The sequence below is a fragment of the Stenotrophomonas sp. YJH_SMC_25 genome (assembly GCF_059369595.1).
In genome coordinates this window covers 43,225-69,186 of sequence record NZ_JCAFSV010000007.1, presented here as the reverse complement: position 1 = coordinate 69,186, position 25,962 = coordinate 43,225, and the positions used below count along the sequence as shown (strand labels likewise).

Below are 25,962 nucleotides of genomic sequence, written 5' to 3'. Positions count from 1 at the left end.
CAGGCGGTACCCGGATTCCCGCGGATCGATCTGGTGAATCTACCGTGTCGGCCGATGTCGGCGCTACTTTAGGCTGAACGTGAATCGCATCCGCCGGGCCTGGCCCGACCGATGAACGGTAGTGCCGGCCGCTGGCCGGCAGATATGTCTTCACCGGATTGCCGGCCAGCGGCCGGAACGATCCTTTGCCAGGCGAGGATCAATCTTCCAGGAACAGGCTCACCACATCGTTGGTGAAGCGGCGGCCCAGCTCGGTCGGCTGCACATGGCCATCGGTCACGTCCAGCCAGCCGCGCTGCACGGCCTCGGCCAGGGGAGCGTCCAGCACGCTGCGCGGCAGCCCCGTGCGCGACTCGAAATCGCGCAGGCCAAAACCTTCGTGCAGGCGCAGCAGGTTGAGCATGTATTCGAACGGCAGGCGCTCCGGCGCGATCACATCGTCGCCGCCGAACGAGGCGGGCGTGCCGGCGCTGTCCAGGTAGGCCTGCGGGTGCTTCAGCTTCCAACGCCGCAGCACATGCTCCTCGGCGCCGGAACTGATCTTGCCGTGCGCGCCGGCACCGATGCCCAGGTAGTCGCCGAAGCGCCAGTAGTTCAGATTGTGCGCGCTCTGCCGGCCGGGGCGCGCATAGGCGCTGACCTCGTACTGGCCGAAACCGGCCTGTGCCAGCAATGCCTGGCAGTGTTCCTGCATGTCCCAGGCGTTGTCTTCATCGGGAATGCCCTGCGGCGGCCGCGCGAAGAACACCGTGTTCGGTTCCAGGGTCAGCTGGTAGTGGGAGATGTGTGCCGGCTGCAGCGCGAACGCGCGTTCCAGGTCGGCCTCGGCACCGGCCAGGGTCTGTTCCGGCAGCGCGTACATCAGGTCGATGTTGAAGTTGTCGTAGCCCGCGTCCTGCGCCATCTTCACCGCGCGCTCGGCTTCGCCACTGTCGTGGATGCGGCCCAGGCGCTTGAGCATGGCGTCGTCGAAACTCTGGATGCCGAAGCTGAGGCGGTTCACGCCGGCCGCGCGATAGCGGTCGAAGCGGCCATGTTCGGCGGTGCCCGGGTTGGTTTCCAGGGTGATTTCGGCATTGGGCGCGAAACGCAGGCGTGCGCTGGCCTGTTGCAGGAAGCGGTCGATCGCCTCCGGCGGGAACAGGCTGGGCGTGCCGCCACCGAAGAACACGCTGTGCACCACCCGGCCCCAGACCAGCGGCAGGTCCTGGTCGAGGTCGCGCAGCAGCGCATCGATATAAGCGTCGAACGGCAGCTCACCCTTGGCCTGGTGCGAATTGAAATCGCAGTACGGGCATTTGCGCACGCACCACGGCAGGTGCACGTACAACGACAGCGGTGGTGGCACCAGTCGCGGCGGGCTGTCGTGGTCAGCGGAGCAGGCTTCGCCGGGCAGGTGGTTGCAGTGGTCGTGGGCGTGCGGCATGGGCTTCTTCGGTAGTGCCGGCCGCTGGCCGGCTTCCCTGGTTCGATCGGGTGGCGTCAGTACAGCGTCGCCAGCTGCTGCTTGAGCTGCTGCAGGGCAATGGCGCGGTGGCTGATGGCGTTCTTCAGTGCCGGCTCCATTTCCGCGGCGGTCAGGCCATGGGTGGTGTCCAGGAACACCGGGTTGTAGCCGAAACCATTCGTGCCACGCAGTTCGCGGATGATCTGCCCTTCCCAGCGGCCTTCACAGATCAGCGGCTGCGGGTCGGTGGCGTGGCGCAGCAGCACGATCACCGCATAGAAGCGGGCGCTGCGCTGGCCGTCGGGAATGTCGGCCATCGCGTCCAGCAGCTTGGCATTGTTGGCCGCAGCATTGGTCGGATGGCCGGCGTAGCGCGCGCTGTACAGGCCGGGCGCACCGCCGAGGGCATCGACGATCAGGCCCGAATCATCGGCCAGCGCCGGCAGGCCGGTCGCTTCGCAGGCCGCGCGTGCCTTCAGCAGCGCGTTCTCGACGAAGGTCAGGCCGGTCTCTTCCACGTCGCCCAGGCCCAGTTCGGCGGCCGAGGTGATCTGCAGCGGCAGGTCGGCGAGGATCTCCTGCATCTCCACCAGCTTGCCGGCGTTGTGGCTGGCCAGTACCAGTTTCTTCATTGGCGGGGCTCCAGCAGGTCCCAGGTGTTGCCATACAGATCGCGGAACACCGCAACCGTTGCATAGGGTTCTTCGCGTGGCGCTTCCAGGAACTCGACGCCGGCGGCCAGCATCGCCGCGTGGTCGCGATGGAAGTCGTCGGTGTTGAGGAAGAAGCCGACGCGGCCACCGGTCTGGTTGCCGATGCGGCTGCGCTGTTCCTCGTCGCTGGCGCGGGCCAGCAGCAGGGCGGCAGCGCTGCCGTCGGTCGGCCCCACCACCACCCAGCGCTTGCTGCCCTGGTCGATGTCGTCCAACAGGGCGAAGCCGAGCTTGCCGGTGTACCAGGCAATGGCTTCGTCATAGTCGGCCACCACCAGGGTGGTCAGGGCGATGCGCCGGTTCATGCTGACAGCGCCGCCTGCTGTGCGGCCAGCAGTTCGCCCACGCCCTTTTCGGCCAGGCCCAGCAGCGCGTCCAGTTCATCGCGGCGGAAGGCGTGCCCTTCGGCAGTGCCCTGCAGTTCGATGAAGCCGCCGCCGTCGTTCATCACCACGTTCATGTCGGTGTCGCAGTCGCTGTCTTCGGCGTAGTCCAGGTCCAGCACCGGGGTGCCGCGGTACACGCCTACCGATACGGCGGCCACTGCGCCCAGGATCGGGTTGCGCTTGATGTCGCCACGCTTGATCAGCACGTTCACCGCATCGACCAGCGCCACGTACGCGCCGGTGATGGCGGCGGTGCGGGTGCCACCGTCGGCCTGCAGCACGTCGCAGTCGAGGGTGATGGTGCGCTCGCCCAGCGCGTTGCGATCCACGCAGGCGCGCAGGCTGCGGCCGATCAGTCGCTGGATCTCCAGGGTGCGGCCACCCTGCTTGCCACGGGCCGCTTCACGGTCACTGCGGGTGTGGGTGGCGCGCGGCAGCATTCCGTACTCGGCGGTGACCCAGCCTTCGCCCTTGCCGCGCAGGAAGCCCGGCACGCGGTTCTCGACGCTGGCGGTGCACAGCACACGGGTTTCACCGAAGCACACCAGCACCGAACCTTCGGCGTGGCGGGTGAAGCCGCGTTGGATGACGACCGGGCGGAGCTGGTCGGGCTGGCGGCCGCTGGGGCGGGAATCGGACATGGTGCGGGTTCCGTAATGGCAAGGGAGTACGCCGCCACGCCCGCGGCCTTCACGGGGCGGGCAAGGGGGCTCTGGTGAGGGCGCTAGGGTACCATTCCCCCTTTGCACGCACCGGACACAATCCATGATTCGAAGCATGACCGCCTATGCCGGCGGCGAGCGGGTCACCCCGTGGGGCACGCTGGGCTGCGAGCTGCGCTCGGTCAACCACCGCTTCCTGGAGGTCGGCACCCGCCTGCCCGAGGAGCTGCGGGCGCTGGAACCGCAGCTGCGCGAGCGCATCGCCGCGCGCCTGAGCCGTGGCAAGCTGGATCTGGTGATGCGCCTGCGCGCGCCGGAAGCGGCGGCCAACCTTCAGGTGGACGAGGCCCTGCTGGGCCAGCTTGGCCGCCTGGCGCACCGCCTGACCTCCGATTTCCCCAACCTGCAGGTCAGCTTCACCGACCTGCTGCAGCTGCCGGGCGTGACCCGTGGCGAGGCCACCGACGCCGCCGCCCTGCAGGTCGAGGCGCTGGCGCTGCTGGACCAGGTGCTGGATGGCTTCGTCGAGGCCCGTGAGCGCGAAGGCGGCAAGTTGGCTGCGGCCATCAGCGAGCGGGTGGACGGCATCGAACGCATCGCCACCGAAGTCCGCACGCTGATTCCGGCCATTCGCGACGGCCAGCGCGCCAAGCTGGCCGCACGCCTGGCCGACCTGCCGCACCCGGTCGACCCCGGCCGCGCAGAGCAGGAACTTGTCCTGTGGCTGCAGAAGCTGGACGTGGATGAAGAGCTGGACCGCCTCGGCAGCCACATCGTCGAGATCCGCCGCGTGCTCAAGCAGCGCGAGCCGGTCGGTCGCCGCCTGGACTTCCTGCTGCAGGAGTTCAACCGCGAAGCCAACACGCTGGGGTCGAAGTCGGTGGACAGCCGTACCTCCAATGCCGCGGTGGAGCTGAAGGTGCTGATCGACCAGATCCGCGAACAGGTGCAGAACATCGAGTGATGTTGCATCCAGCGGTACAGCAGGGGCGCCTTCGGGCGCCCTTGTCGTTCCAGCGCATCAGCGCACGCTGACGCCCGGCGCTCCTTCGCTCAAACGCCCGACCACGGCTGCCTGGCCGAACCCCGCGTCGTGGAAGCAGGCCAGCACCGCATCCGCCGCTTCCGGGGCGCACGACACCAGCAGGCCGCCGCTGGTCTGAGGGTCGGTCAGCAGTGGCTGCCAGTGTGCCGGCAACCCATCGGCGAAGCGCACCTCGGCGCCATACGAGGCCCAGTTGCGGTGGGAAGCGCCGGTCACGCAGCCACGCTGCAGCAGCTCCAGCGCCTGCGGCAGCAGCGGCACCTGTGCACTGTCCACCTCGGCAGCGACACCACTGGCGCGGCACACTTCCAGCAGGTGGCCGAGCAGGCCGAAGCCGGTGACGTCGGTCATGGCATGCACACCGTCCAGCGCGGCCAGCGGCACGCCCACGGTGTTCAGGCGGGTGGTCGACGCGATCATCTGCCGGTAGCCGTCGGCATCCAGCACTTCCTTCTTCAGCGCCGACGAATACACGCCCACGCCCAACGGCTTGCCCAGCACCAGCACGTCGCCGGCGCGGGCATCGGCGTTGCGCTTGAGTCGTTGCGGGTCGAGCACGCCGATCGCGGCCAGGCCGTAGATGGGTTCCACCGAATCGATGCTGTGGCCACCAGCGACCACGATGCCAGCATCGGCGCAGGCGCGTTCGCCACCCTGCAGGATGCCGCGGATCGTGTCCTGCGGCAGCGTATTGATCGGCATGCCGACGATGGCCAGTGCGAACAGCGGGCGCGCGCCCATCGCATACAGGTCCGACAGCGCGTTGGTGGCCGCGATGCGGCCGAAGTCGAACGGGTCGTCGACGATGGGCATGAAGAAATCAGTGGTGGCGACGATTGCCTGGCGATCATCGAGGCGGTACACCGCAGCGTCGTCACTGGTCTCGCGCCCGACGAGAAGCTCAGCCGGAGCGGGAAGCGCTGGAACGCCACGCAGCAGTTCGCTCAGCACGCCCGGCGCGATCTTGCAGCCGCAGCCGCCGCCATGCGCGAGAGAGGTCAGTCGTTGCGGGGCATCGGCCGTTGAAGGGGCGGGGGACTGCGCGTGCGTGACCATGCCGACATCTCCTGCGGGAACGCGAATGGCGGAAGGCAGCAGGAGTCGAACCTACCAGGGAACGATCGACGCCCCCTACTGGGTTTGAAGCCCAGCCGCATGCCCGGATGCGCATGCCTTCCGAAAGTACGGCGGTACCGGTGGGCTCAGTCGCGGACTGCGTTCCACTGCAGGTCGCCGCGCGGCCGATGCTGGTCACCGACGCGTCGAGTGTAGCCAACGCGATTGAAGAACTCCAAGATCTGGATGCTGCGTTTGCGGCCCAGGCCGATGGCATCGCGGAAGGCCGCCGCATCCACCGTGCCGCTGGCTTGTGACAGCTGCGCGACGATGGCGGCGAGTTCCGCAATGCGCGCCGGTGCATAGAACAGGTCCGGCACCACCTGGAACAGTTCGCCACGTGCGGCGGCGCGGCGCAGGACGGCGCGGACTTCGTCTTCGGCCAGGCCGATCTCGGCAGCAAGGGTGCGCACCCACGGCGGATCGAAGCCACCGGCGTGCAGTTGCGGCAGCACGCGTTCCAGCAGCAGACGCTCGCGTTCCGGTGGCGCATGGTCATGCCCGGGCAGGCGCCACCAGGCACCCACGCGTTGCACGCTGCCGTCGTCCAGCAGGTCCTGCAGCAGCGCATTCCAGAGGCTCGCTGCAAGCGCGGGCAGGGTGCTGCGCTGCAGGCGGCCGCTGTCGACACCGGGTTCGTCCGGGCGTCGCTCATGCCATCCACGCAGTGAGGCGATCACCTGCTCGCGCAATGCCTGCCAGTGCGACACAAGGATGACTACCGTGTCTTCGCGGGTGACGATGCGTCGCGTGTCTGCAGGAAGATCGATCCGGTCGGCGGCGCGCCGGCAGTAGCGCTGCAGCGCGGCCATGGCAACGCCGAAGGGCGCCTGCTGCAACAGTGGACCGATTCCCGCACCCGCGGCCAGTTGCTCCAGTGCTCCCAGCCATGCGAGCCGTGCAGGACTGCGCCGGCGCCGCTGTGGCGGGTCCGGATCGAGCACGAGGCCGCCGCCCAGCGTGTGGGTGGCCGCTGAATCGCGGGCAATGAAGCGATCGCCACACATCGCACAGACCGGAGCATCGAACACCAGCTGCACCAACTGCCCATCACCGTGGTCATGGTCCTCCAGCAGCACCACATGGGCCTGCCGGTGCATCGTGCCCCAGTGGATATGCAGCGGTGCCCAGTCGCGCAACGGTGCGGCCAACGCGGACAGCCGCAACCGCACATCAACGCGGGTGGTGGCCAGCAGTGCGCGTGCGTCGGCGATCCAGTCACCGCGGCGGATGTCATCACGGGCGATGGCCGCCAGGTTCAGCGCGCAGCGCTGCCCGGCCATCGCGTGGTCACTGGCCTGGTTCTGCGCGTGGATGCTGCGTATGCGCACTTCAGTGGCGGCCGGCATCAGTTGCAGATGCTCACCCACCGCGGCGATGCCGCCGTGCACTGCACCGGTCACCAGCGTGCCATGACCGGCCAGCGAGAACACGCGGTCCACCGGCATACGGAACAGCTCGCTGCGCAGTTCGGCCTGGCGCGTGCTGGCGTCGTCCGCCGCCCACGCGTGCAGCTGGGTACGCAGCGCGTTGATGCCAGCATCGTCGGGTGCGGTGCTGTTGCAGGTGAACACAGGGGAATCCTGCAGCGGCGTGCCGGCCAGCAGGGCAGCGACCTCGATCTCGACCCGGGCCAGGCGCGCCGCATCCACACGGTCGATCTTGGTGAGCGCCACCGCACCCCGGTTCACGCCCAGCAGCTGCAGGATGGCCAGATGCTCGCGGGTCTGTGGCATCACGCCGTCGTCGGCAGCGATGACCAGCAGGGCGACGTCGATACCCGTGGCGCCGGCCACCATCGTGTGCACGAAGCGCTCGTGGCCCGGCACGTCGACGAAACCCAGCGTCGCGACAGGACCTGTGCCGTCCCTGCGTTCCACAGGAACATAGGCATAGCCCAGCTCGATGGAAATACCACGCGTACGCTCTTCCTGCAGGCGATCGGTTTCGATGCCGGTCAGTGCCCGCACCAGGCTGGTCTTGCCATGGTCGATATGCCCGGCGGTGCCGACGATCATGCCTGCAGCGTGCTCCACTGGGCGAGGAAGTCGGCTTCGTCGGCGGGTTCCAGGCAGCGCAGGTCCAGCCACAGCGCGTCATCGGCAATGCGGCCCAGCACGGGTCGCGGCAGCTGACGCAGGCGCTTGGCCAGGCGATCCAGTCCGCCACGGCGCGCGCTGGTAATGCGCAGTCCGGCGCTGGCCAGCTGCGCCTGTGGCTGGGCGCCGCTGCCGATCTGGCTGTGCATCGAAGCAGGCTCGAGGGTATAGTCCGCCGCCAGCGAGGCACGCATCGGCTGCAGCAGGCGCTGGGCCTGCGCATCAATGTCATCCTGCGTGCGCGAGAGCGTGCGCAGTGTCGGCAGCCGCTGTGCCAGCAACTCGGGTTCGCGGTACAGGGCCAGCACCGCTTCCAGTGCGGCCAGGCCCATCTTGTCCATGCGCAGTGCCCGCTTCAGCGGGTTGCGGTTGATCCGCGCGATCAGGTCGGCGCGGCCGGCGATGATGCCGGCCTGCGGACCACCCAGCAGCTTGTCGCCGCTGAACGAAACCAGATCGGCGCCGGCCGTCAGCGTTTCCTGCACGGTGGGTTCGTGCGGCAGGCCGAACGTGGCCAGATCGCACAGGCTGCCACTGCCCAGGTCCACCACCAGCGGCAGGCCATGCTCGTGCGCGATCGTGGCCATCGCCGCGGTGTCGACCTTGGCAGTGAATCCGGTGATCGCGTAGTTGCTGGCATGCACCTCCATCAGCAGCGCTGTGCGCGCGCCGATGGCGTTGGTGAAGTCGGCCGCATGGGTGCGGTTGGTGGTACCTACTTCCAGCAGCCGCGCGCCCGCGCTGCGCATCACATCGGGGATGCGGAAGGCACCACCGATCTCCACCAGCTCGCCGCGCGACACCACCACCTCACGGCGGTTGGCCAGGCTGTTGAGCAGCAGCAGGACCGCTGCCGCATTGTTGTTGACCACAGTGGCGGCTTCGGCACAGGTCAGCTCGCAGATCAGTGCCTGTACCCGCGCATCGCGGTCGCCGCGACGGCCACGGATGACGTCGAACTCCAGATCGACCGGCGCGGTCATCGCGCGGGTGACTGCCTGCACCGCGGCCTCGGGCAGCAATGCGCGACCCAGGTTGGTATGCAGTACGGTGCCGGTCAGGTTGAACATCGGTTGCAGGTCCAGCCGTGCATCGGCTACCAGTGCGGCCTCGACCGCTGCCACCAGCGCCGGGCCGTCGACCGCTTCCTGCAGCTGCGCGGGCGACAACTGGCCGGCGCTGACACGCTCACGCAGCACCTGCAGGTGCGAACGCAGCAGCTGGGTGATGCGGCTTCGACCGTGGCCTTCGATCAGTGGCGCCAGTGCAGGCAGGCGCAGCACCCGGTCCAGCGAGGGCAGGGCGGCGGCCGATGCCGGGGCGGGGGGCATGGCTGTCATCGCCTCAGTCGCCGTCGGATTGCCACAGCAGAGGATTCTGGCTGGCACGCGCATAGCCTTCCTCGGCCAGCAGCAGATCCAGCGCCAGCGTGCCGAGGTCATCGGCCACCGGCTCCAGTGACGGGTCCTTTTCCAGATACAGGATCTTGCGGTAGCTGTGGCAGTGGTCGCAGGTCTCGGCACGCACCGCGCTCTCGCGCACCGCCTCGCCGCTGTCGCCGTCCACATCGGCCAGGGCGCGATAGGCGATGTCCTTGCCGGCGGCACCACACTGGCTGCACTGCACGCGCACGTAGTGCCACTGGCAGGCGCACAGCGAGCACGACAGGTAACGGTAGGACGCATAGGGTGGCCGCGCCTGCACCACGCTGGTCACCGGCAACGTGCCGCACAGCGGGCACAGCCCTGGCGCATCAGCCAGCGGCTTCAGGTCGATAGGGCGGAAGCTGGCTGCGAGCACCGCCCAGTAAACCTGCAGTGCGTTCATCACCAGCAGCGCAGCGACCGCATCCACCGACGGCGCGTCATCGCGCTCCAGCACCGCGTGCGCCTGCGCATCCAGCCAGGCGTCGTCGGCCGCGGCGACGCGTTGCAGCTCCTGCCGGGTTTCCAGCGGCAGCCCCGTTTCGTCGGCACAGTGCTGGCACAGCGTGCGCAGCCAGTCGCGCCAGCATCCATCCAGCTGAAGCGTGTTGGCCGGCCGCAACGGCATGCCGGCACCGGCCGCCGCACTCGACTGCTGCGCGCGCGCCTGCGACTGCAGTGCCTCGCGCTGCTGCGGTGTCAGCTCATCCAGCAGCGCCTGCTGTGCATCGGCCAACGCCGCCAGCAGCTGCAGGTAGCCGCCGATGGCACTGTGCGCGGCCAGGCTGCGCAGGCGCGTCGCGCGCTCAGCGAACAGTGACTCGATATCGGGCAGGATGATGCGCGGCACATCGCGCGAGGCGAGCGTCTCGATCTCACCGGGTTCAAGGATGCGTTGCGCCATGCAGGGCCAGCCAGAAGAACCAGCCTCCATCCTCGCCGTTGTCGGCGCTCGCGTCCAGCATGTTCCAGGCAGCGCAGTCGAGCACGGCTCGACTCCACAAAATCCGGTTTCTGTCGTTGCCGTGTTCATCGTGTCGACCAAGGTCGACACCCACCAAGAGCAGCTCATGCCATTCCGACAGCAGCGGGAAACTGTCGAAGGCGGAGTGGGTCCGGTTGCGGGGGTGTCCGCGGCATGGATGCCGCGGCCAAGCCCCCAAGGACGGGTTTACGGCGTCCCCCGCAACCGGACCCACCCCGCAATCCCACGGATAGCCGCTGTTGCTGTTGCCTTGGCTTGAAGCGGGTGCAGGGCCGCAGGCCCTGCCGCTAACCCTCTTCCCGACGTCCGCGCAGGATGTCCCGGAACCACTGCCGGTGGTGCTTGTACGCCCACCCATAGGTCACCTTGCCCTGGGTCATCGCCCGCACCGAGCCCTTGATCCAGATCGCCGCATAGATGTGCACCACGATCGCGCACACCAGCACCCAGCCGAACAGCGCATGGGCCAGCACCGAGAAGCGGATCACCCCGATCGGGAAGAAGTGGCTGAAGTACTGCCGCCAGATCACGAAGCCGGTCAGCAGCAGCGCCGACAGGCAGCCGATGATGGCCCAGAACAGCAGCTTCTGGCCGGCATTGAAACGGCCCACCGGCGGCAGCTTCTCATCCTCGTTGCGCAGTACATCGCGCATGCCGCGCATCCATGCGCGATCGTCGGCGGTCGGCAGATTGTCGCGCCACATGCGGAACGCCAGCAGCGCAAAGCCCACCACCATGGCCAGCCCGATGAACGGATGCAGGATGCGCGTCCACGGTCCGCCACCGAACAACTGGGTCAACGGGAACAGGGCAGGGTGGAACAGCGCCAGCCCGGACAGCGCGGTCAGCACGAAGCAGATCGCCACGATCCAGTGGTTGATGCGGGTCGGTGCGCGGTAGCGGATGATCTGGCGCGGGTGCGGGGCGTACTTCATGGCCGCTGCTCCTCTTCGATCTTCTTCGCCTCGTGCTCGGCTTCCTCTTCTTCCTCGTCATTGACCGTGTTGCGGCCGATGCCGATGTAATGCAGGAAGCCGGCGAAGGCGGTGGCGGCGATCGCCAGCACGCCCAGCGGCTTGGCCACGCCCTTCCACACCTCCACCATCGGGCTGATGCGCGGGTCCTTGGGCAGGTCGGCATACAGCTCCGGCTTGTCCACGTGCTGCAGCACGTACATCACGTGGGTGCCGCCGACGCCCTGCGGATCGTACAGGCCGGCGTTCTCGTAGCCGCGAGATTTCAGGTCTTCCACGCGTCCGGCCGCGTGCTCGGTCATCGCCTGCTTGCTGCCGAAGGTAATCGCGCCGGTCGGGCAGGTCTTCACGCAGGCCGGTTCCTGGCCCACCGCCACCCGGTCCGAACACAGCGTGCACTTGTAGGCCTTGTGGTCCTTCTTGGAGATGCGCGGCACGTCGAACGGACAACCGGTCACGCAGTAGCCGCAGCCGATGCAGTTCTCTTCCTGGAAGTCGACGATGCCATTGGCGTACTGGATGATCGCGCCGGGCGACGGACAGGCCTTCAGGCAGCCCGGATCGCTGCAGTGCATGCAGCCTTCCTTGCGGATCAGCCACTCCAGCTTGCCCTTCTCGTCCTCGTACTCGCGGAACTTCATCACCGTCCACGACTGGTCGCTCAGGTCGGGCGGGTTGTCGTAGCTGCCAACGCAGCTGCCCACTTCGTCGCGCAGATCGTTCCACTCCATGCAGGCGACCTGGCAGGCCTTGCAGCCGATGCACTTGCTCACATCGATCAGCTTGGCGACCTGGCCGGTGTGCGCACCACGCGCCTCCGGCGAGGGCGTGGTGGTGGCCGAGCGGCGGATGATGTCCAGGGATTGCAGTGACATGGCGTGTCTCCTACACCTTCTCGACCTTGACCAGGATGCACTTCGATTCGGGCGTCTGCGAGTTGCCGTCACCGATGGCGTTGGTCAGCGTATTGGCGATGTATCCGGGCTTGGCCGCACCGAGGAAACCCCAGTGGATCGGCACGCCCACCTGGTGCACGGTCCGGCCATCGATCTGCAGGGCCTTGATGCGCTTGGTCACCATGGCGACCGCTTCGATGTGGCCGCGTTTGGAACTGACCCGCACGCGGCTGCCGTTGTTGATGCCCAGCTCGTCGGCCAACGCCGCGCCGATCTCGACGAACTGCTCGGGCTGGATGATGGCGTTCAACTTGCCGTGCTTGGTCCAGAAGTGGAAATGCTCGGTCAGGCGGTAGGTGGTGGCCACATGCGGGAACTCGTCCGGCGAACCGATCTGTGCGCGATCGCTGGCGAATACGCGGGCGGCCGGGTTGTTCAGCGTCAGTGCCTGGCCGGGGCTGAGCGGGTTGCTGCGCAGCGGTGTATCGAACGGTTCGTAGTGCTCAGGGAACGGGCCTTCGGCCATGCCGGCCTTGGCGAAGAAGCGCGCGATGCCCTCCGGGTTCATGATGAACGGGCCCATTCCGCCGGCGGGATCTTCGTCGGCCTTGAAGTCGGGCACGTCCACGCTGCCCCAGTTTTTCCCGTTCCACGCCAGCAGCGTGCGCCGCGGATCAAATGGCTTTCCGGCGACGTCGCACGAGGCGCGGTTGTACATCACGCGACGATTGGCCGGCCACGCCCAGGCCCAGCCCAGCGTGTTGCCGATGCCGGTGGGGTCGCTGTTGTCACGCCGCGCCATCATGTTGCCGGTCGGGCCCCAGGCACCGATGTAGATCCAGCAGCCGGAGGCGGTGCTGCCGTCGTCGCGCAGGTCGCCGAATGCGGCCAGCTGCTCGCCGGCCTTGCGCACCAGCTTGGTTGGGTCCTTCGGATCGAACACGTCGGCCAGCGCCTTGCCGTTGTATTCCATCGCCAGTTCTTCGGGCGTGGGTACCTCAGGGTTGGCGTAGTTCCAGGCCAGGTCGCGCACCGGCTCCCACCACGCACCGCCGTCCTTCTCGTACATCGCTTTGATGCGATGGAACAGCTCGGACATGATCTCGATGTCGCTGCGTGCTTCTCCTGGTGGGTTGGCACCCTTCCAGTGCCACTGCAGCCAGCGCGAGGAATTCACCACCGCGCCGTTCTCCTCGGCGAAGGAGGTGGTCGGCAGGCGGAATACTTCGGTCTGGATCGTGCTCGGGTCGACGTCGTTCAACGCACCGTGGTTCTGCCAGAAGGCGATGGTCTCGGTTTCCAGCGGGTCCATGCTGACCATGAACTTCAGCTTGGAGAACGCGCTGATCAGCTTGCCCTTGTTCGGCGCCGAGGCCAGCGGATTGAAGCCTTGGCAGATGTAGCCGTGGATCTTGCCTTCGTTCATCAGCTCGTACGCCTGCAGCATGTCGTACGGCTTGTCGAGCTTGGGCAGGTAATCGAAACACCAGTTGTTGTCGGCGGTGGCGGCGTCGCCCCACCACGATTTCATCAGGCTGACGTGGAACTTCGGGTAGTTCTGCCAGAACGACATCTGGTTGGCGCGCAGCGGCTTCTGCGTGCGCTTGGCGATGTAGGCCTCGTAGTCCTGCTCGTCCTGTTTCGGCAGGGTCAGGTAGCCGGGCAGCAGGTCGGACATCAGGCCGATGTCGGTCAGGCCCTGGATGTTGGAATGCCCGCGCAAGGCGTTCATGCCGCCACCGGCCACGCCGATGTTGCCCAGCAGCAGCTGCACCATGGTGCCGGCACGCACGTTCTGCGCGCCGATCGAGTGCTGCGTCCAGCCCAGCGCGTACAGGATGGTCATCGCCTTGTCCTTGCCGGCGGTGGACGCGATCATGTCCCAGATCTGGCGGATGCTGTCGGCCGGAGTGCCGCAGATGCGTTCGACCATCTCCACCGTGTAGCGCGCATAGTGCTGCTTGAGCAGGTTGTAGACGCAGCGCGGGTCCTTCAGCGTCGGGTCGCTGCGCACGAAGCCGTCGTCACCGTAGGCGTAGTCCCAGCTGGAGCGGTCGTAGCTGCGCTTTTCTGCGTTGTAGCCCGAGTACAGGCCGTCCTTGAAGGCGAACTCGTCCTTCACCAGGAACGACATGTCGGTGTAGTTCAGCACGTACTCGTGCTGGATGCGGTCCTCGGTCAACAGGTAGTTGATCAGGCCCCCCAGGAACACGATGTCGGTACCGGTGCGGATCGGCGCGTACACGTCGGCCACCGCGGCCGAGCGGTTGAAGCGCGGATCGACCACGATCAGGCGTGCCTTGTTGTGTGCCTTGGCCTCGGTCACCCATTTGAACCCGCACGGGTGCGCCTCGGCGGCATTGCCACCCATGATCAGGATCAGGTCGGCATTCTTGATGTCGACCCAGTGATTCGTCATCGCACCACGGCCTAGCGTCGGGGCAAGACCTGCCACCGTCGGGCCGTGTCAGACACGTGCCTGGTTGTCGAATGCCAGCATGCCAAGGGAGCGCACGACCTTGTGGGTCAGCACCGCGGTTTCATTGCTGGTGGCCGAGGCCGCCAGCATGCCGGTGGTCAGCCAGCGGTTGACCGTCTGCCCGGCCTCGTTCTTCTGCACGAAGTTGGCATCGCGGTCTTCCTTCATCAGCCGCGCGATGCGGTCCAGCGCATCGTCCCAGCTCAGCCGCTTCCACTCGTTCGAGCCCGGCGCGCGGTACTCGGGGTAGAGCAGGCGCGACTTGCTGTGGATGATGTCGGCCAGGCCGGCGCCCTTCGGGCACAGCGTGCCGCGGTTCACCGGATGGTCCGGGTCGCCTTCGATATGGAAGATGCTCGGCTCGGCGTTCTTGGCACCATCGCCGAGGCTGTACATCAGGATGCCGCAGGCCACCGAACAGTAGGTACAGGTGTTGCGGGTCTCGGTCGCGCGGGTCAGCTTGTACTGCCTGACCTCCGCGAGCGCGATGCCGGGCGCGAAGCCCATCAATGCCAGGCTGGAGCCGACCAGGGTTGTCCCGGTCACTTTCAGGAACTGGCGGCGGCTCATCGATGGCATGCCGTTCTCCTGGGATGGCGGGGAGGCGCAGGCCTCCGGGCTGTCGTTGGGTACGGCCCGGTTATAGCACAGGCCCCCGTACGCCCATGTGGCACAAGGCCCGGCGCCCGCCAGACGGGCGCGCAACGGGGCCGCTCTGGTAAAGTTGCGTGCCCGCCCCCGGGGAAAGCGTCTGCCGGGCCTGGTTCCAGGATGTTCCGCGCAGCCCCCGCCGTCCTGGCGCGATCCTCCGCGCCGGATCTGGAACACCGAGGAAAAATTTTGCGAAATCAACCCGTTGGATCCCCCGCATGAGCGCCCCGTCGAAGCCGTCGGACGCCGTTGCGCGCGGCACGCTGTACATCGTTGCCGCCCCGTCCGGTGCCGGCAAGAGCAGCATCGTCAATGCCACCCTGGCGCGTGACCCGCAGATCGCCCTCTCGATCTCCTTCACCTCGCGCGCGATGCGCCCGGGTGAAGTGAACGGCCAGCACTACCATTTCGTCTCTGCGGAGAAGTTCGAGCAAATGATCGCCGCCGGCGACTTCTTCGAACACGCCTGGGTGCACGGCGACTGGAAGGGCACTGCCCGCCAGTCGGTGGAGCCGCAGCTGGCCGCCGGCCAGGACGTACTGCTGGAGATCGACTGGCAGGGCGCGCAGCAGGTGCGCCAGCTGGTGCCGGGCACGGTTACCGTGTTCATCCTGCCGCCATCCAAGCAGGCCCTGCAGGACCGCATGCGCAAGCGCGGCCAGGACAGCGAGGCGGTCATCGCCCAGCGCCTGGGCGCGGCCCGCGATGAAATGCTGCACTTCAACGAGTTCGACTACGTCATCGTCAACGAGGTGTTCGACACTGCGGTGGACGAGCTGTGCGCCATCTTCACCGCCAGCCGCCTGCGCCGGGAGGCCCAGAAGGTCCGCCACGCCGGCCTCATCCAGGCCCTGCTGACCCCCGATCCGGGTGCAACTGACTGATTCCAAAAGAATCGGGTGGGGGTTGGCTTGATTTTGTCCAGCCCCTGCCAGTACACTCCGTCCCCTTTCCCTCATTCGACTGAGCGGCCGACCGGTCGCCGGGAGCCCGTATGGCCCGCATCACCGTAGAAGATTGCCTGGAAGTCGTTAACAACCGTTTCGAACTGGTCATGATGGCTTCCAAGCGTGCCCGCCAGCTCGCCAACGGCGTGCAGGCCACGCTGGACAACAGCGAGACCGAGGACAAGCCGACCGTGCTGGCGCTGCGCGAAATCGCCGCCCGCAAGATCGACAACGCGCTGATCGACGAAGTCGAGAAGGCCGAGCGTGAGCGCGCCGAGCGCGAAGCGCTGGAGTGGGCTGCCGCCGAAGTGGTCGCCGACGAAGACATGTCCAAGAACGACGATTGATCGCATCGATCAACGTCATTGCTGGATCGCCGAACAGCCCGCCCCGTGCGGGCTGTTTCGCATTCAGGATTTGCCGTAAACGTCGCGCTGGAATAGGCTTCGGGCATGAACCCAGGCCCCACTGCCAAGGTCGCCGCAGCCCCCGCTGCCGCCGTACCCGACTACGTCCTCCAGCTTGAACGCGCCGCCCATTACCTGCCGCCGGAACAGCTGCCGCTGCTGCGCCGTGCCTGGGAAGTCGGTGCCTCCGCGCACGCTGGGCAGACGCGCAAGTCGGGCGAGCCCTATATCACCCATCCGGTGGCCGTGGCCCAGGTGCTGGCCGAGCTCGGCCTGGACGTGGAAGCGCTGATCGCCGCGATCCTGCACGACACTATCGAAGACACTCCGCTCACCCGCGAGGCGCTGGCTGCCGAGTTCGGCGAAGCCGTGGCCGAACTGGTCGACGGCGTGACCAAGCTGGACAAGCTGAAGTTCCGCGACCGCCAGGAAGCGGCCGCCGAGAGCTTCCGCAAGATGCTGCTGGCGATGTCGCGCGACCTCCGCGTGATCATGATCAAGCTGGCCGACCGCCTGCACAACATGCGCACGCTGGGCGCGCAGAGCCGCGAAGCGCGCGGCCGCATCGCCCGCGAGACGCTGGAGATCTACGCACCCATCGCCCAGCGCCTGGGCATGAGCCTGGTCAAGAGCGAGCTGCAGAACCTCGGCTTCAAGGCGCTCTACCCGTGGCGCCACGCCATCATTGAAAAACACATCCGCAGCCAGCCGGTGGTGCGCCGCGAGGCGATGGCGCAGGTGGAAGTGCAGCTGTCGCAGCGCCTGGCCAAGGAGGGGATCGAGCATCGGCTGATCAGCCGCATCAAGACCCCGTGGAGCATCTACAACAAGATGCGCGACGAGAACAAATCCTTCGACCAGGTGATGGACGTGTTCGGCTTCCGCCTGGTCGTGCGTAGCGTGCCCAGCTGTTACCACGCGCTGGGTTCGGTGCATGCCACCTTCAAACCGCTGGATGGCCGCTTCCGCGACTTCATCGCCATTCCCAAGGCCAACGGCTACCAGTCGCTGCACACCGTGCTGTTCGGGCCGTATGGCTCGCCGATCGAAGTGCAGATCCGTACCGAGGAAATGGACCTGATCGCCGAGCGCGGCGTGGCCGCGCACTGGACCTACAAGTTTGGTGGCGATTCGCCCAACAGCGCGCAGAGCCGTGCCCACGCCTGGATCGTCGAGCTGATCGACTCGCAGCGCGCTGCCGGCTCCTCGCTGGAGTTCCTCGACAACGTCAAGGTCGACCTGTTCCCGGACGAGGTCTACCTGTTCACGCCGAAGGGCAAGATCCTGGCCCTGCCGCGCAATTCCACCGCGCTCGATTTCGCCTACGCCGTGCATACCGATGTCGGCAACATGGCGGTGGCCTCGCGCGTGGACAAGAAACTGGTGCCACTGCGCACCAAGCTGGTGTCGGGGCAGTCGGTGGAGATCATCACCGCACGCTCGGCCACGCCGAAACCGCAGTGGCTGGAATTCGTGGTTACCAGCAAGGCGCGCACTGCCATCCGCCACCAGCTCAAGCAGCTGGAACACGAAGATGCCGTGCAGCTGGGCCACCGCATGCTCGACCGTGCGTTGGAGGCGATGGATTCGTCGCTGGAACGGCTGCCGAAGGGGCGCCTGGATGCGTTCCTGGCCGAGCATCGTTTCCCGCGCCTGGAGGCGCTGCTGGCCGAGGTCGCGCTGGGCAACTGGATGCCGACCCAGGCCGCGCAGGCGCTGATGGCCTACGCCGAACTGCGTGGCGGCCCGCATTCGCGCCACCATTCGCAGGAAAAGATCCTGATCAACGGCAGCGAGCGCGGCGTGGTCACCTTCGCCGGCTGCTGCCAGCCGATTCCCGGTGACGAGATCATGGGCTACCACACCGCCGGCAAGGGCATCGTGGTGCACCGCATGGACTGCCCGAACCTGGCCGAGCTGCGCAAGTCGCCCGAGCGCTGGGTGCCGATCGGCTGGGACACCACCGTCTCCGGCGACTACGACACTTCGCTGGTGGTGGAAGTGGAGAACGGCACCGGCGTGCTGGCGCAGCTGGCCGCCGCCATCGCCCAGAGCCATTCCAACATCGAGCGCGTGGACTACCTGGACCGCGACTTCAACGCCGCCGTGCTGGCGTTCAACATCCAGGTACGCGACCGCAACCACCTGGCCGAAGTGATGCGCCGCCTGCGTCGTCTGTCGGTCGTGCAGTCGGTACGCCGCCAGTAGGTCCACGCCATGCGTGGATGACGTTCCGCGCACACGACGTACGGGGTCGGATCCGTTTCCCGCCGGGAAACGGATCCGACCCCCAGCCGATGCCGCGCCCACCCGGTACAATCACCGCTCTGTTTTCCCCCAAGCACCGGAGCGACCCATGTCCCGCCAGATCATCAACACCGAAAAGGCCCCCGCCGCCATCGGCCCGTACTCGCAGGCCGTGCGCGCCGGCAACACCGTGTACTTCTCCGGCCAGATCCCGCTCGACCCGGCCACCGGCGACATCGTCGGCGCCGGCGACGTCGAAGCACAGGCCCGCCGCGCCTTCGACAACCTCAAGGCCGTGGCCGAAGCCGCTGGCGGCTCGCTGGACAAGGTCGTGCGTCTGGGCCTGTACCTGACCGATCTGGGCGAGTTCGCCAAGGTCAACGCGGTCATGCAGGACTACTTCCAGGCCCCGTACCCGGCCCGTTCCACCATCGAAGTGTCCGGCCTGCCGAAGGGCGCCAACTTCGAGGTCGACGCGGTGATGGTCATCGACTGACCGCCACGTGGCACGCAAGGCGGCGGTCACCCCGGTCCTGTCACCGTCCGGCGAAGCATCCCTGGCGATGCTCGCGGGCGTCGGTCCGGCCGTGGCCGCCAAACTGCAGGCGCGTGGCCTGGCCACCCTGCAGGATCTCTGGCTTCATCTGCCGCTGCGCTATGAAGACCGGACCCGGCTGACCCGCATCGAAGACCTGCGCAACGGCGTACCGGCGCAGGTGGAAGGGCGGGTGGTCGCGGTCGAGCGCGGCATGCGCTACCGGCCGATGCTGAAAGTGGCGGTGGAAGACGAAGGGCGGGGCACTTTGGTGCTGCGCTTCTTCCACTTCCGCCAGCAGCAGGTCGGCCAGTTCGCGGTCGGCAACCGGCTGCGCTGCTTCGGCACGCCCAAACCGGGCCAGCTCGGCCTGGAAATCGTCCACCCCAGCTACCAGGTGCTGGGCCGCAACGACGATCCCGAACTCGGCGACCGCCTCGACCCGGTGTATCCCACCGTCGAAGGCGTCGGTCCGATGACCATGCGCAAGCTGATCGGCCAGGCGCTGGACCGCCTGCCCGAGGAAAGCGCGCTGGAACTGCTGCCCAGCGGCTGGCTCGATGGCCTCGGCCTGCCGTCACTGCGCAGCGCGCTGCTGACCGTGCACCGGCCGCCACCAGATGCCGATCTGGCCGCGCTGGCCGCCGGCACCCACCCGGCGCAGCGCCGCCTGGCGATGGAAGAGCTGCTGGCCCACCACCTCAGCCTGCGTCGCCAGCGCATCGCGTTGCAGGCGCACCATGCGCCGCCGCTGGCCGGCCCCGGCAAACTGGCCAAGGCGCTGCTGAAGCAGCTGCCGTTCGCCCTGACCGGCGCACAGGCGCGCGTGTTCAAGCAGATCCGCGAGGACCTCGCGCGGCCCAGCCCGATGCTGCGGCTGGTGCAGGGCGATGTGGGCTCCGGCAAGACCGTGGTCGCCGCGCTGGCGGCGATGCTGGCGGTGGAGCAGGGCAAGCAGGTTGCATTGGCTGCGCCCACCGAACTGCTGGCCGAACAGCATCTCAACAACCTGCGCGGCTGGCTGGAACCGCTCGGTGTGCGCATCGCCTGGCTGGCCGGCAAAGTCACCGGCAAGGCGCGCGCCAAGGTGATGGAGCAGGTCGCCAGCGGCGAAGCGCAGGTGGTGGTCGGTACCCACGCGCTGATGCAGGAGGCGGTGGTGTTCCAGGATCTGGCGCTCGCCATCGTCGACGAGCAGCACCGCTTCGGCGTGCACCAGCGCTTGGCGCTGCGCGACAAGGGCGCGGGCGGCAACAGCGTGCCACACCAGCTGGTGATGACCGCCACGCCGATTCCGCGCACGCTGGCGATGTCCGAATACGCGGACCTGGATGTGTCGGCCATCGACGAACTGCCGCCGGGCCGTACCCCGGTGCAGACCGTCGCGCTCAACAACGATCGTCGTCCCGAGCTGATCGAGCGCATCGCACTGGCCTGCCAGGAAGGGCGGCAGGTGTACTGGGTGTGCACCCTCATCGAGGAAAGCGAAGAACTGGATGCCACCCCGGCGCAGGCCACCTACGAATCGCTGCAGGCGCTGTTGCCGGGCGTGCGCGTGGGGCTGGTGCATGGTCGCCTGAAAGCCGCCGAAAAGCTGGCGACGATGGTGGCGTTCAAGGCCGGCGACATCGACCTGCTGGTGGCGACCACGGTGATTGAAGTGGGCGTGGATGTGCCGAACGCCTCGCTGATGGTGATCGAGAACGCCGAGCGCCTGGGCCTGGCCCAGCTGCACCAGCTGCGCGGCCGCGTCGGCCGTGGTTCTGCGGTATCGCGCTGCGTGCTGCTGTACCAGGCACCGCTCTCGCAGATGGCACGCGAGCGCCTGCAGACCATGCGCGAAACCAACGATGGTTTCGTCATTGCCGAGAAGGATCTGGAACTGCGCGGCCCCGGCGAACTGCTGGGTACGCGGCAGACCGGCCTGGCCGGTTTCCGCATCGCCGACCTGGCCCGTGACGCCGGCCTGCTGCCCGGCGTGCATGACCTGGCCGAGCGCCTGCTGGACCAGCAACCCGCGCTGGCCGATCGTGTGGTGCAGCGCTGGATCGGCACCGCCGTGCGTTACGCCTCGGCGTAGCGCCACCTTGATGGGTGTGGACCTTGGTCCACGCATCCACGCATCCACGCGTGGCGTGGATCTACTCCATGTTCATCCACGCATTGCATGGATGTGTCGACCAAGGTCGACACCCACCAACAGCCGCGGAAATCTGTCGAAGGCGGGGTGGATCCGGTTGCGGGGGCGTGAGCCGCATGGATGCGGCGACCGAGCTTACATGGACGTACTTGCAGCGTCCCCCGCAACCGGATCCACCCCGCCATCCCCCAGGAAACCCGCTTTTGCCGTTGCTCTGGCGTTTGCCGTTGATTCGGCGGGTGCAGGGCGCAGCCCTGCCGAACCCCACCCCCCGTACTTGCAACGGTCATCATCCCGGTCCACACTTCGTTGCCGATCTGAAGACGGCAACGATGACCCACAAGATCCCCCTGTTGATCGACACCGACCCCGGTGTGGACGACGCCCTGGCCCTGCTGATGGCCTTTGCCGACGAACGGCATGACGTGGTCGCCCTGACCATCGCCGCCGGCAACGTCGGCCTGCAGTACACCGTCCGCAACGCCCTCAAGCTCTGCGACATCGTCGGCCGCACCGACGTACCGGTGTTTGCCGGTAGCCCGGATCCGCTGCTGCATCCCTCCGTTGACGCTGCCCACGTGCATGGCCGTGACGGCTACGGCGACGTGGACCTGCCGCCGCCGAGCCGCCAGGCTGAAGCCGAGCACGCTGCACTGGCCATCCTGCGCCTGTCGCATGAGCACGCCGGCGAACTGATGCTGGTGATGCTCGGCCCGCTGACCAACCTTGCCCTGGCACTGAAGCTGGACCCGACCCTGCCCGAGCGCATCAAGCGCATCGTGGTGATGGGCGGCGCGGTCACCTGCCACGGCAACATTACCCCGGCGGCCGAATTCAACATTGCGTTCGACCCGGAAGCGGCGCACGTGGTGTTCACCTCGTTCAAGCACCTGCTGGTGTCGGACTGGGAGGCCACCGTCGCCCATGGCTTGCCGCTGCAGGACGCCGAGAAGTGGCTGCAGGCCGATTCCGATCGCGCCCGCTTCTACGAACTGATCTCGCGCAAGACCCGTGGCCTGTCCGAAGACAGCAAGGGCGGGCGCTGGTACACCGCCGATGCGGTGGCCATGGCCTGGGCGCTGAACCCCGAAGGGCAGCTGCGGGTCGAGTCGCGCCCGCTGAACGTGGAGCTGAACGGCACGTTCAGCCGCGGCGCCACCATCGTCGATTGGAACCGCCAGACCGGCCAGCCGGACAACTGCGATCTGCTGATGGCCTACGACCAGCAGCGTTTCGAGGCCCTGGTGCGCCAGGCCCTGGGTGCGGACTGACGTCGATTGACCGGCACCGGTTGCCCCGGGCGGCAACCGGTGCTTATAATGCCGCTCTTGACCACCAGCCCATTTACGGTGTGAGCCCATGAAGGCCGATATCCATCCGAACTACCGCGACGTCGTCTTCCATGACGTCACCTCCGATTTCAAGATCCTGACCCGCTCGACCATGGCGACGAAGGAAACCATCCAGTGGGAAGACGGCAACGAATACCCGCTGGTCAAGGTTGAAATTTCCTCGGCTTCGCACCCGTTCTACACGGGCAAGCACAAGGTCATCGACACCTCGGGCCGTATCGACAAGTTCCAGAAGCGCTACGCGCGCTGATCTGTCGATCCAGCTTCGAACCAACGGCCGCGCTCTGCGCGGCCGTTTGTTTTTCCCCAACGCCAACCCAACGGGCGTTTGGATGGGCGGAACACTGCGTTCGTGTGACAACGCTTTTGCCGATCCGGGCCGCTCAATGGCCGGTGTCTGGCTGCCTGTCGTATACGACTTCTGTCTAGCGCCGGGCAAATGCTGCTGTGCGATAATGACCTGATCCCCGGCACAGGCCGAGGACGTCATTCACGTGCCTGACCAATGCGCTTGGGCAGGCGCCTTCCCATGAAGGAGCGCACACAGTGTCCGATCTTGATCAGGTCACGCTCAACGCCGGCGACAAGTCGGTCGTTCTGCCCGTCATCAAACCCACCCTTGGCAACGACTGCGTCGACATCGCGAAGCTGACCAAGGAAACGGGGTTCTTCACCTACGATTCCGGCTTCACCGCGACGGCCAGCTGCAAGTCCGCCATCACCTACATCGACGGCGACAAGGGCGTGCTGCTGTACCGCGGCTACCCGATCGAACAGCTGTCGGAAAAGTCGAGCTACGTCGAAGTGGCCTACCTGCTGATCAACGGCGAGCGCCCGAGCGCCGAGCAGCTGAAGGCCTTCACCGATGAGCTGACCGCCGAAGCCAACGTCGATGAGTCGATCAACACCCTGATCGGCAGCTTCGCCAAGGATGCCCATCCGATGGCCATCCTGGCCGCTGCGATCGCGCAGCTGTCGGCCATCTACCACGACTCGCTGGACCTGTCCGACGCCGAACAGCGCCGCCAGGCCGCCGTGCGCCTGATCGCCAAGGTGCCGACCCTGTCGGCGCTGATCTACCGCCATGGCAAGGGCCTGCCGGCCAACAAGCCGGACACCTCGCTGGACTACGTCAGCCGCTTCCTGAAGCAGACCTTCGAGTCGGCTGACGGCCAGTACGACCTGAACCCGGACGTGGTGAAGGCGCTGGACCTGCTGTTCATCCTGCACGCCGACCACGAGCAGAACGCCTCGACCTCGACGGTGCGTCTGGTCGGTTCGACCGGTGCCAACCCGTACGCGTCGGTTGCTGCGGGTGTCACCGCGCTGTGGGGTCCGGCCCACGGTGGTGCCAACGAAGCCGTGCTGAAGATGCTGGAAGAAATCGGCAGCGCCGACAACGTCGAGTCCGCCGTGGTCAAGGCCAAGGACAAGACCTCCGGCTTCCGCCTGATGGGCTTCGGCCACCGCGTCTACAAGAACTTCGACCCGCGCGCCAAGGTCATCGGCGAGATGACCAGCAAGGTGCTCAAGCAGCTGGGCGTGCAGGATCCGCTGCTGGACGTGGCCGTGAAGCTGGAACAGGCCGCCCTGCAGGACGAGTACTTCGTCGCCCGCAAGCTGTACCCGAACGTCGATTTCTACAGCGGCATCATCTACAAGGCGCTGCAGATCCCGACCGAAATGTTCACCGTCATGTTCGCCCTGGGCCGTACCTCCGGCTGGGTCTCGCATTGGCTGGAACAGCAGGTTGATCCGGAAATGAAGATCGGCCGTCCGCGCCAGGTCTACACCGGCAGCGACGTGCGCGACTACCAGGGCTGATCGCCCCGCGTAGGTTGTGCCGAGAACGCCCCGCATCCGCGGGGCGTTTTTTTTTGAGCGGACCTGGTGGGTGCGGACCGTTGGTCCGCACGATTTCGGCGCCCGCGAAAAATCATCCACGCACGGCGCGGATCTACCACCGCAACCGCCTTCGGTAGGTGCCAACCTTGGTTGGCACGCTTTCCCATCCACGCATGGCGCGGATCTACCGCCGCACCCGCCTTCGGTAGGTGCCAACCTTGGTTGGCACGCGCTTCATCGTGCCAAGACCGCGTGATTCAAGGGTCTCGCCAGCTTCACAAGCGCTCGCGCAGCCTCAGGACGCCAGCTGCATCCGCAGCACCTGAAATGGAGCGTCCATCCCGATGAGTACCCGATTCGACCCACCCGAGCGCGGACCGCTCGGCCCTGACGTCGCCGCCGTCGTCACCGCCCCGATCGTCGCCCCTCCCAGCGAAAGCGCCGTTTCCTGGGGCGCGATCTTCGCTGGCGCCACCGCTGCCGCTGCACTCTCCCTCATCCTGCTGATCCTCGGTGTTGGCCTCGGCCTGTCGTCGGTGTCGCCATGGTCGTTCGAAGGCGTCAGCAAAGAGACCTTCGGTTGGTCCAGCATCATCTGGCTCACCTTCACCGCATTGGCCGCGTCCGGCCTGGGTGGCTATCTGGCGGGCCGCCTGCGTACCAAGTGGACGCAGATCCATGGCGATGAAACCTATTTCCGCGATACCGCGCATGGCTTCGTGTCGTGGGCCGTCGCCACGCTGCTGACCGCGGGCTTGCTCACATCGGCAATCGGTGGCGTGCTGGGCGCCGGCGCAAAGGTGGCCGGTGCCGCCGCGGGCGTTGCCGCATCCACGGCCGGCGTTGCTGCCGCGGGCGCGGGCAGCACTGCCGCGGCGGCCCCGGAAGGCGACCTCAACTACTGGGTGGATTCATTGTTCCGCAACGCTACCGATGCGGGTCCGGCAGCTGCAGGCGCGCCGCCGGCCCCGGGCGCGCCTGATGCAGCGTCCGGCGTGGCGGCGACAGATCCGGCCCCACCGCCGCCGGCTGCAAGCGTCGGGCCGCGCGATGTGCGCGTAGGCCTGCCGCCGCGCCCGATGCCGGGTAATGGCCCGATGGGTGACCGCCGCGAAGTGCGTGCCGAAGTGAACCGCATCATCGTCAACAGCCTGCAGGGCGATGGCCTGGATCCGGCCGACACCCAGTACCTGGCGCAGCTGATCGCGCGCGAAACCGGCATGAGCCCGGCCGAAGCGCAGGCGCGCGTGACCGATGTGCAGACGCGCATGCGTGCGGCGCTGGAGAAGGCCAGGAACACCGCCAAGCAGGCCGCCGACGATGCCCGAAAGGCGACCGCCTATGCCGCGTTGTGGCTGTTCATCACCCTGCTGATCGGTGCGTTCTTCGCCAGCCTCAGCGCCACCTGGGGCGGCCGCCGCCGCGATCTGTAACCCGCCTTCCACGCAAGGAGACCTGCAATGAAAATGATTCTGCTCTGGTTGTTGGGCGTACCGATTCCGCTGCTGATCCTGTACGCGATCTTCTTCTGATCGTGCGCCAACGCGATGTCTCATCAGGCCGCCGAAGGGCGGCCTGATGCCATCCAGCAGATCCACGCCATGCGTGGATG

The 25,962-nt window shown here is 67.0% G+C and carries 21 protein-coding genes and 1 tRNA gene; 10 read left to right on the top strand and 12 right to left on the bottom strand.

Features of this window, described 5'->3' with window-relative positions:
* Positions 1 to 199: 199 nt before the first annotated feature.
* The 4 genes from hemW to rph are packed head-to-tail and all read right to left on the bottom strand — an operon-like array spanning position 200 to position 3,187.
* Entirely contained in the window at positions 200 to 1,426 is a 1,227-nt protein-coding gene (hemW, locus tag AC5P7E_RS11095) for a radical SAM family heme chaperone HemW (RefSeq protein WP_043400308.1), read from the bottom strand.
* A 56-nt stretch (positions 1,427 to 1,482) separates the two neighbouring features.
* Entirely contained in the window at positions 1,483 to 2,079 is a 597-nt protein-coding gene (gene rdgB, locus AC5P7E_RS11090) for an RdgB/HAM1 family non-canonical purine NTP pyrophosphatase (RefSeq protein WP_005410891.1), read from the bottom strand.
* Complete coding sequence (locus tag AC5P7E_RS11085; RefSeq protein ID WP_062605714.1) at positions 2,076 to 2,465, bottom strand: VOC family protein; 390 nt, start codon at positions 2,463 to 2,465, stop codon at positions 2,076 to 2,078. Before AC5P7E_RS11085 ends, rdgB begins: the two co-directional genes overlap by 4 nt.
* The gene (rph, locus tag AC5P7E_RS11080; protein ID WP_043034086.1) at positions 2,462 to 3,187 is read right to left on the bottom strand and encodes a ribonuclease PH; all 726 of its coding nucleotides are present in this window, start codon (positions 3,185 to 3,187) and stop codon (positions 2,462 to 2,464) included. The genes AC5P7E_RS11085 and rph overlap by 4 nt, the downstream gene beginning before the upstream one ends.
* A 124-nt stretch (positions 3,188 to 3,311) precedes the next feature.
* Here rph and AC5P7E_RS11075 point away from each other — a divergent pair, with 124 nt between their 5' ends.
* Complete coding sequence (locus tag AC5P7E_RS11075) at positions 3,312 to 4,172, top strand: YicC/YloC family endoribonuclease (protein ID WP_005410888.1); 861 nt, start codon at positions 3,312 to 3,314, stop codon at positions 4,170 to 4,172.
* 57 nt (positions 4,173 to 4,229) lie between these two features.
* Here the strand turns inward: AC5P7E_RS11075 and selD are convergent, their stop codons facing one another.
* The 8 genes from selD to fdnG all read right to left on the bottom strand — a co-directional run bounded on the left by selD (position 4,230) and on the right by fdnG (position 14,805).
* Complete coding sequence (selD, locus tag AC5P7E_RS11070; protein ID WP_114618184.1) at positions 4,230 to 5,309, bottom strand: selenide, water dikinase SelD; 1,080 nt, start codon at positions 5,307 to 5,309, stop codon at positions 4,230 to 4,232.
* A gap of 26 nt (positions 5,310 to 5,335) precedes the next feature.
* Positions 5,336 to 5,431, bottom strand: a tRNA-Sec gene (locus AC5P7E_RS11065).
* Between the two features lie 24 nt (positions 5,432 to 5,455).
* Positions 5,456 to 7,387 carry a selenocysteine-specific translation elongation factor gene (gene selB / locus AC5P7E_RS11060; RefSeq protein ID WP_114618298.1) on the bottom strand — a complete coding sequence of 644 codons (1,932 nt, stop codon included), beginning with the start codon at positions 7,385 to 7,387 and terminating at the stop codon, positions 5,456 to 5,458.
* Positions 7,384 to 8,808, bottom strand: a complete 1,425-nt coding sequence (selA, locus tag AC5P7E_RS11055) for an L-seryl-tRNA(Sec) selenium transferase (protein WP_114618183.1) — start codon at positions 8,806 to 8,808, stop codon at positions 7,384 to 7,386. The genes selB and selA overlap by 4 nt, the downstream gene beginning before the upstream one ends.
* A gap of 4 nt (positions 8,809 to 8,812) precedes the next feature.
* Complete coding sequence (gene fdhE / locus AC5P7E_RS11050; protein WP_087802384.1) at positions 8,813 to 9,796, bottom strand: formate dehydrogenase accessory protein FdhE; 984 nt, start codon at positions 9,794 to 9,796, stop codon at positions 8,813 to 8,815.
* 368 nt (positions 9,797 to 10,164) lie between these two features.
* Positions 10,165 to 10,812: a formate dehydrogenase subunit gamma gene (locus tag AC5P7E_RS11045; protein ID WP_005410882.1), complete on the bottom strand. Its 648-nt coding sequence runs from the start codon at positions 10,810 to 10,812 to the stop codon at positions 10,165 to 10,167.
* Entirely contained in the window at positions 10,809 to 11,726 is a 918-nt protein-coding gene (gene fdxH / locus AC5P7E_RS11040; protein ID WP_005410881.1) for a formate dehydrogenase subunit beta, read from the bottom strand. Before fdxH ends, AC5P7E_RS11045 begins: the two co-directional genes overlap by 4 nt.
* 10 nt (positions 11,727 to 11,736) lie before the next feature.
* Positions 11,737 to 14,805, bottom strand: coding sequence for a formate dehydrogenase-N subunit alpha (gene fdnG, locus AC5P7E_RS11035; protein WP_146200850.1), 3,069 nt, complete (start codon positions 14,803 to 14,805; stop codon positions 11,737 to 11,739).
* A gap of 290 nt (positions 14,806 to 15,095) precedes the next feature.
* On the opposite strand from fdnG, the gene gmk reads away from it, so the two are divergent.
* The 9 genes from gmk to AC5P7E_RS10990 all read left to right on the top strand — a co-directional run bounded on the left by gmk (position 15,096) and on the right by AC5P7E_RS10990 (position 25,783).
* Positions 15,096 to 15,761 (top strand): guanylate kinase, encoded by a 666-nt coding sequence (gmk, locus tag AC5P7E_RS11030; RefSeq protein ID WP_005410878.1) that lies wholly within the window; start codon positions 15,096 to 15,098, stop codon positions 15,759 to 15,761.
* A 110-nt stretch (positions 15,762 to 15,871) separates the two neighbouring features.
* Positions 15,872 to 16,171, top strand: a complete 300-nt coding sequence (rpoZ, locus tag AC5P7E_RS11025; RefSeq protein WP_005410877.1) for a DNA-directed RNA polymerase subunit omega — start codon at positions 15,872 to 15,874, stop codon at positions 16,169 to 16,171.
* 105 nt (positions 16,172 to 16,276) lie between these two features.
* Complete coding sequence (locus tag AC5P7E_RS11020; protein WP_005410876.1) at positions 16,277 to 18,439, top strand: RelA/SpoT family protein; 2,163 nt, start codon at positions 16,277 to 16,279, stop codon at positions 18,437 to 18,439.
* Between the two features lie 148 nt (positions 18,440 to 18,587).
* Positions 18,588 to 18,974: a RidA family protein gene (locus tag AC5P7E_RS11015; protein WP_005410875.1), complete on the top strand. Its 387-nt coding sequence runs from the start codon at positions 18,588 to 18,590 to the stop codon at positions 18,972 to 18,974.
* A 7-nt stretch (positions 18,975 to 18,981) separates the two neighbouring features.
* Positions 18,982 to 21,093 carry an ATP-dependent DNA helicase RecG gene (recG, locus tag AC5P7E_RS11010; RefSeq protein WP_005410874.1) on the top strand — a complete coding sequence of 704 codons (2,112 nt, stop codon included), beginning with the start codon at positions 18,982 to 18,984 and terminating at the stop codon, positions 21,091 to 21,093.
* A gap of 392 nt (positions 21,094 to 21,485) precedes the next feature.
* Positions 21,486 to 22,424: a nucleoside hydrolase gene (locus AC5P7E_RS11005; protein ID WP_005410872.1), complete on the top strand. Its 939-nt coding sequence runs from the start codon at positions 21,486 to 21,488 to the stop codon at positions 22,422 to 22,424.
* 88 nt (positions 22,425 to 22,512) lie between these two features.
* A complete protein-coding gene (locus AC5P7E_RS11000; RefSeq protein ID WP_005410871.1) occupies positions 22,513 to 22,755 on the top strand; it encodes a type B 50S ribosomal protein L31 in 243 nt (80 codons plus the stop codon).
* A gap of 296 nt (positions 22,756 to 23,051) precedes the next feature.
* Positions 23,052 to 24,329: a citrate synthase gene (locus AC5P7E_RS10995; protein WP_005410870.1), complete on the top strand. Its 1,278-nt coding sequence runs from the start codon at positions 23,052 to 23,054 to the stop codon at positions 24,327 to 24,329.
* A gap of 365 nt (positions 24,330 to 24,694) precedes the next feature.
* Positions 24,695 to 25,783 carry a membrane protein gene (locus tag AC5P7E_RS10990; protein WP_012481150.1) on the top strand — a complete coding sequence of 363 codons (1,089 nt, stop codon included), beginning with the start codon at positions 24,695 to 24,697 and terminating at the stop codon, positions 25,781 to 25,783.
* Positions 25,784 to 25,962: the final 179 nt, after the last annotated feature.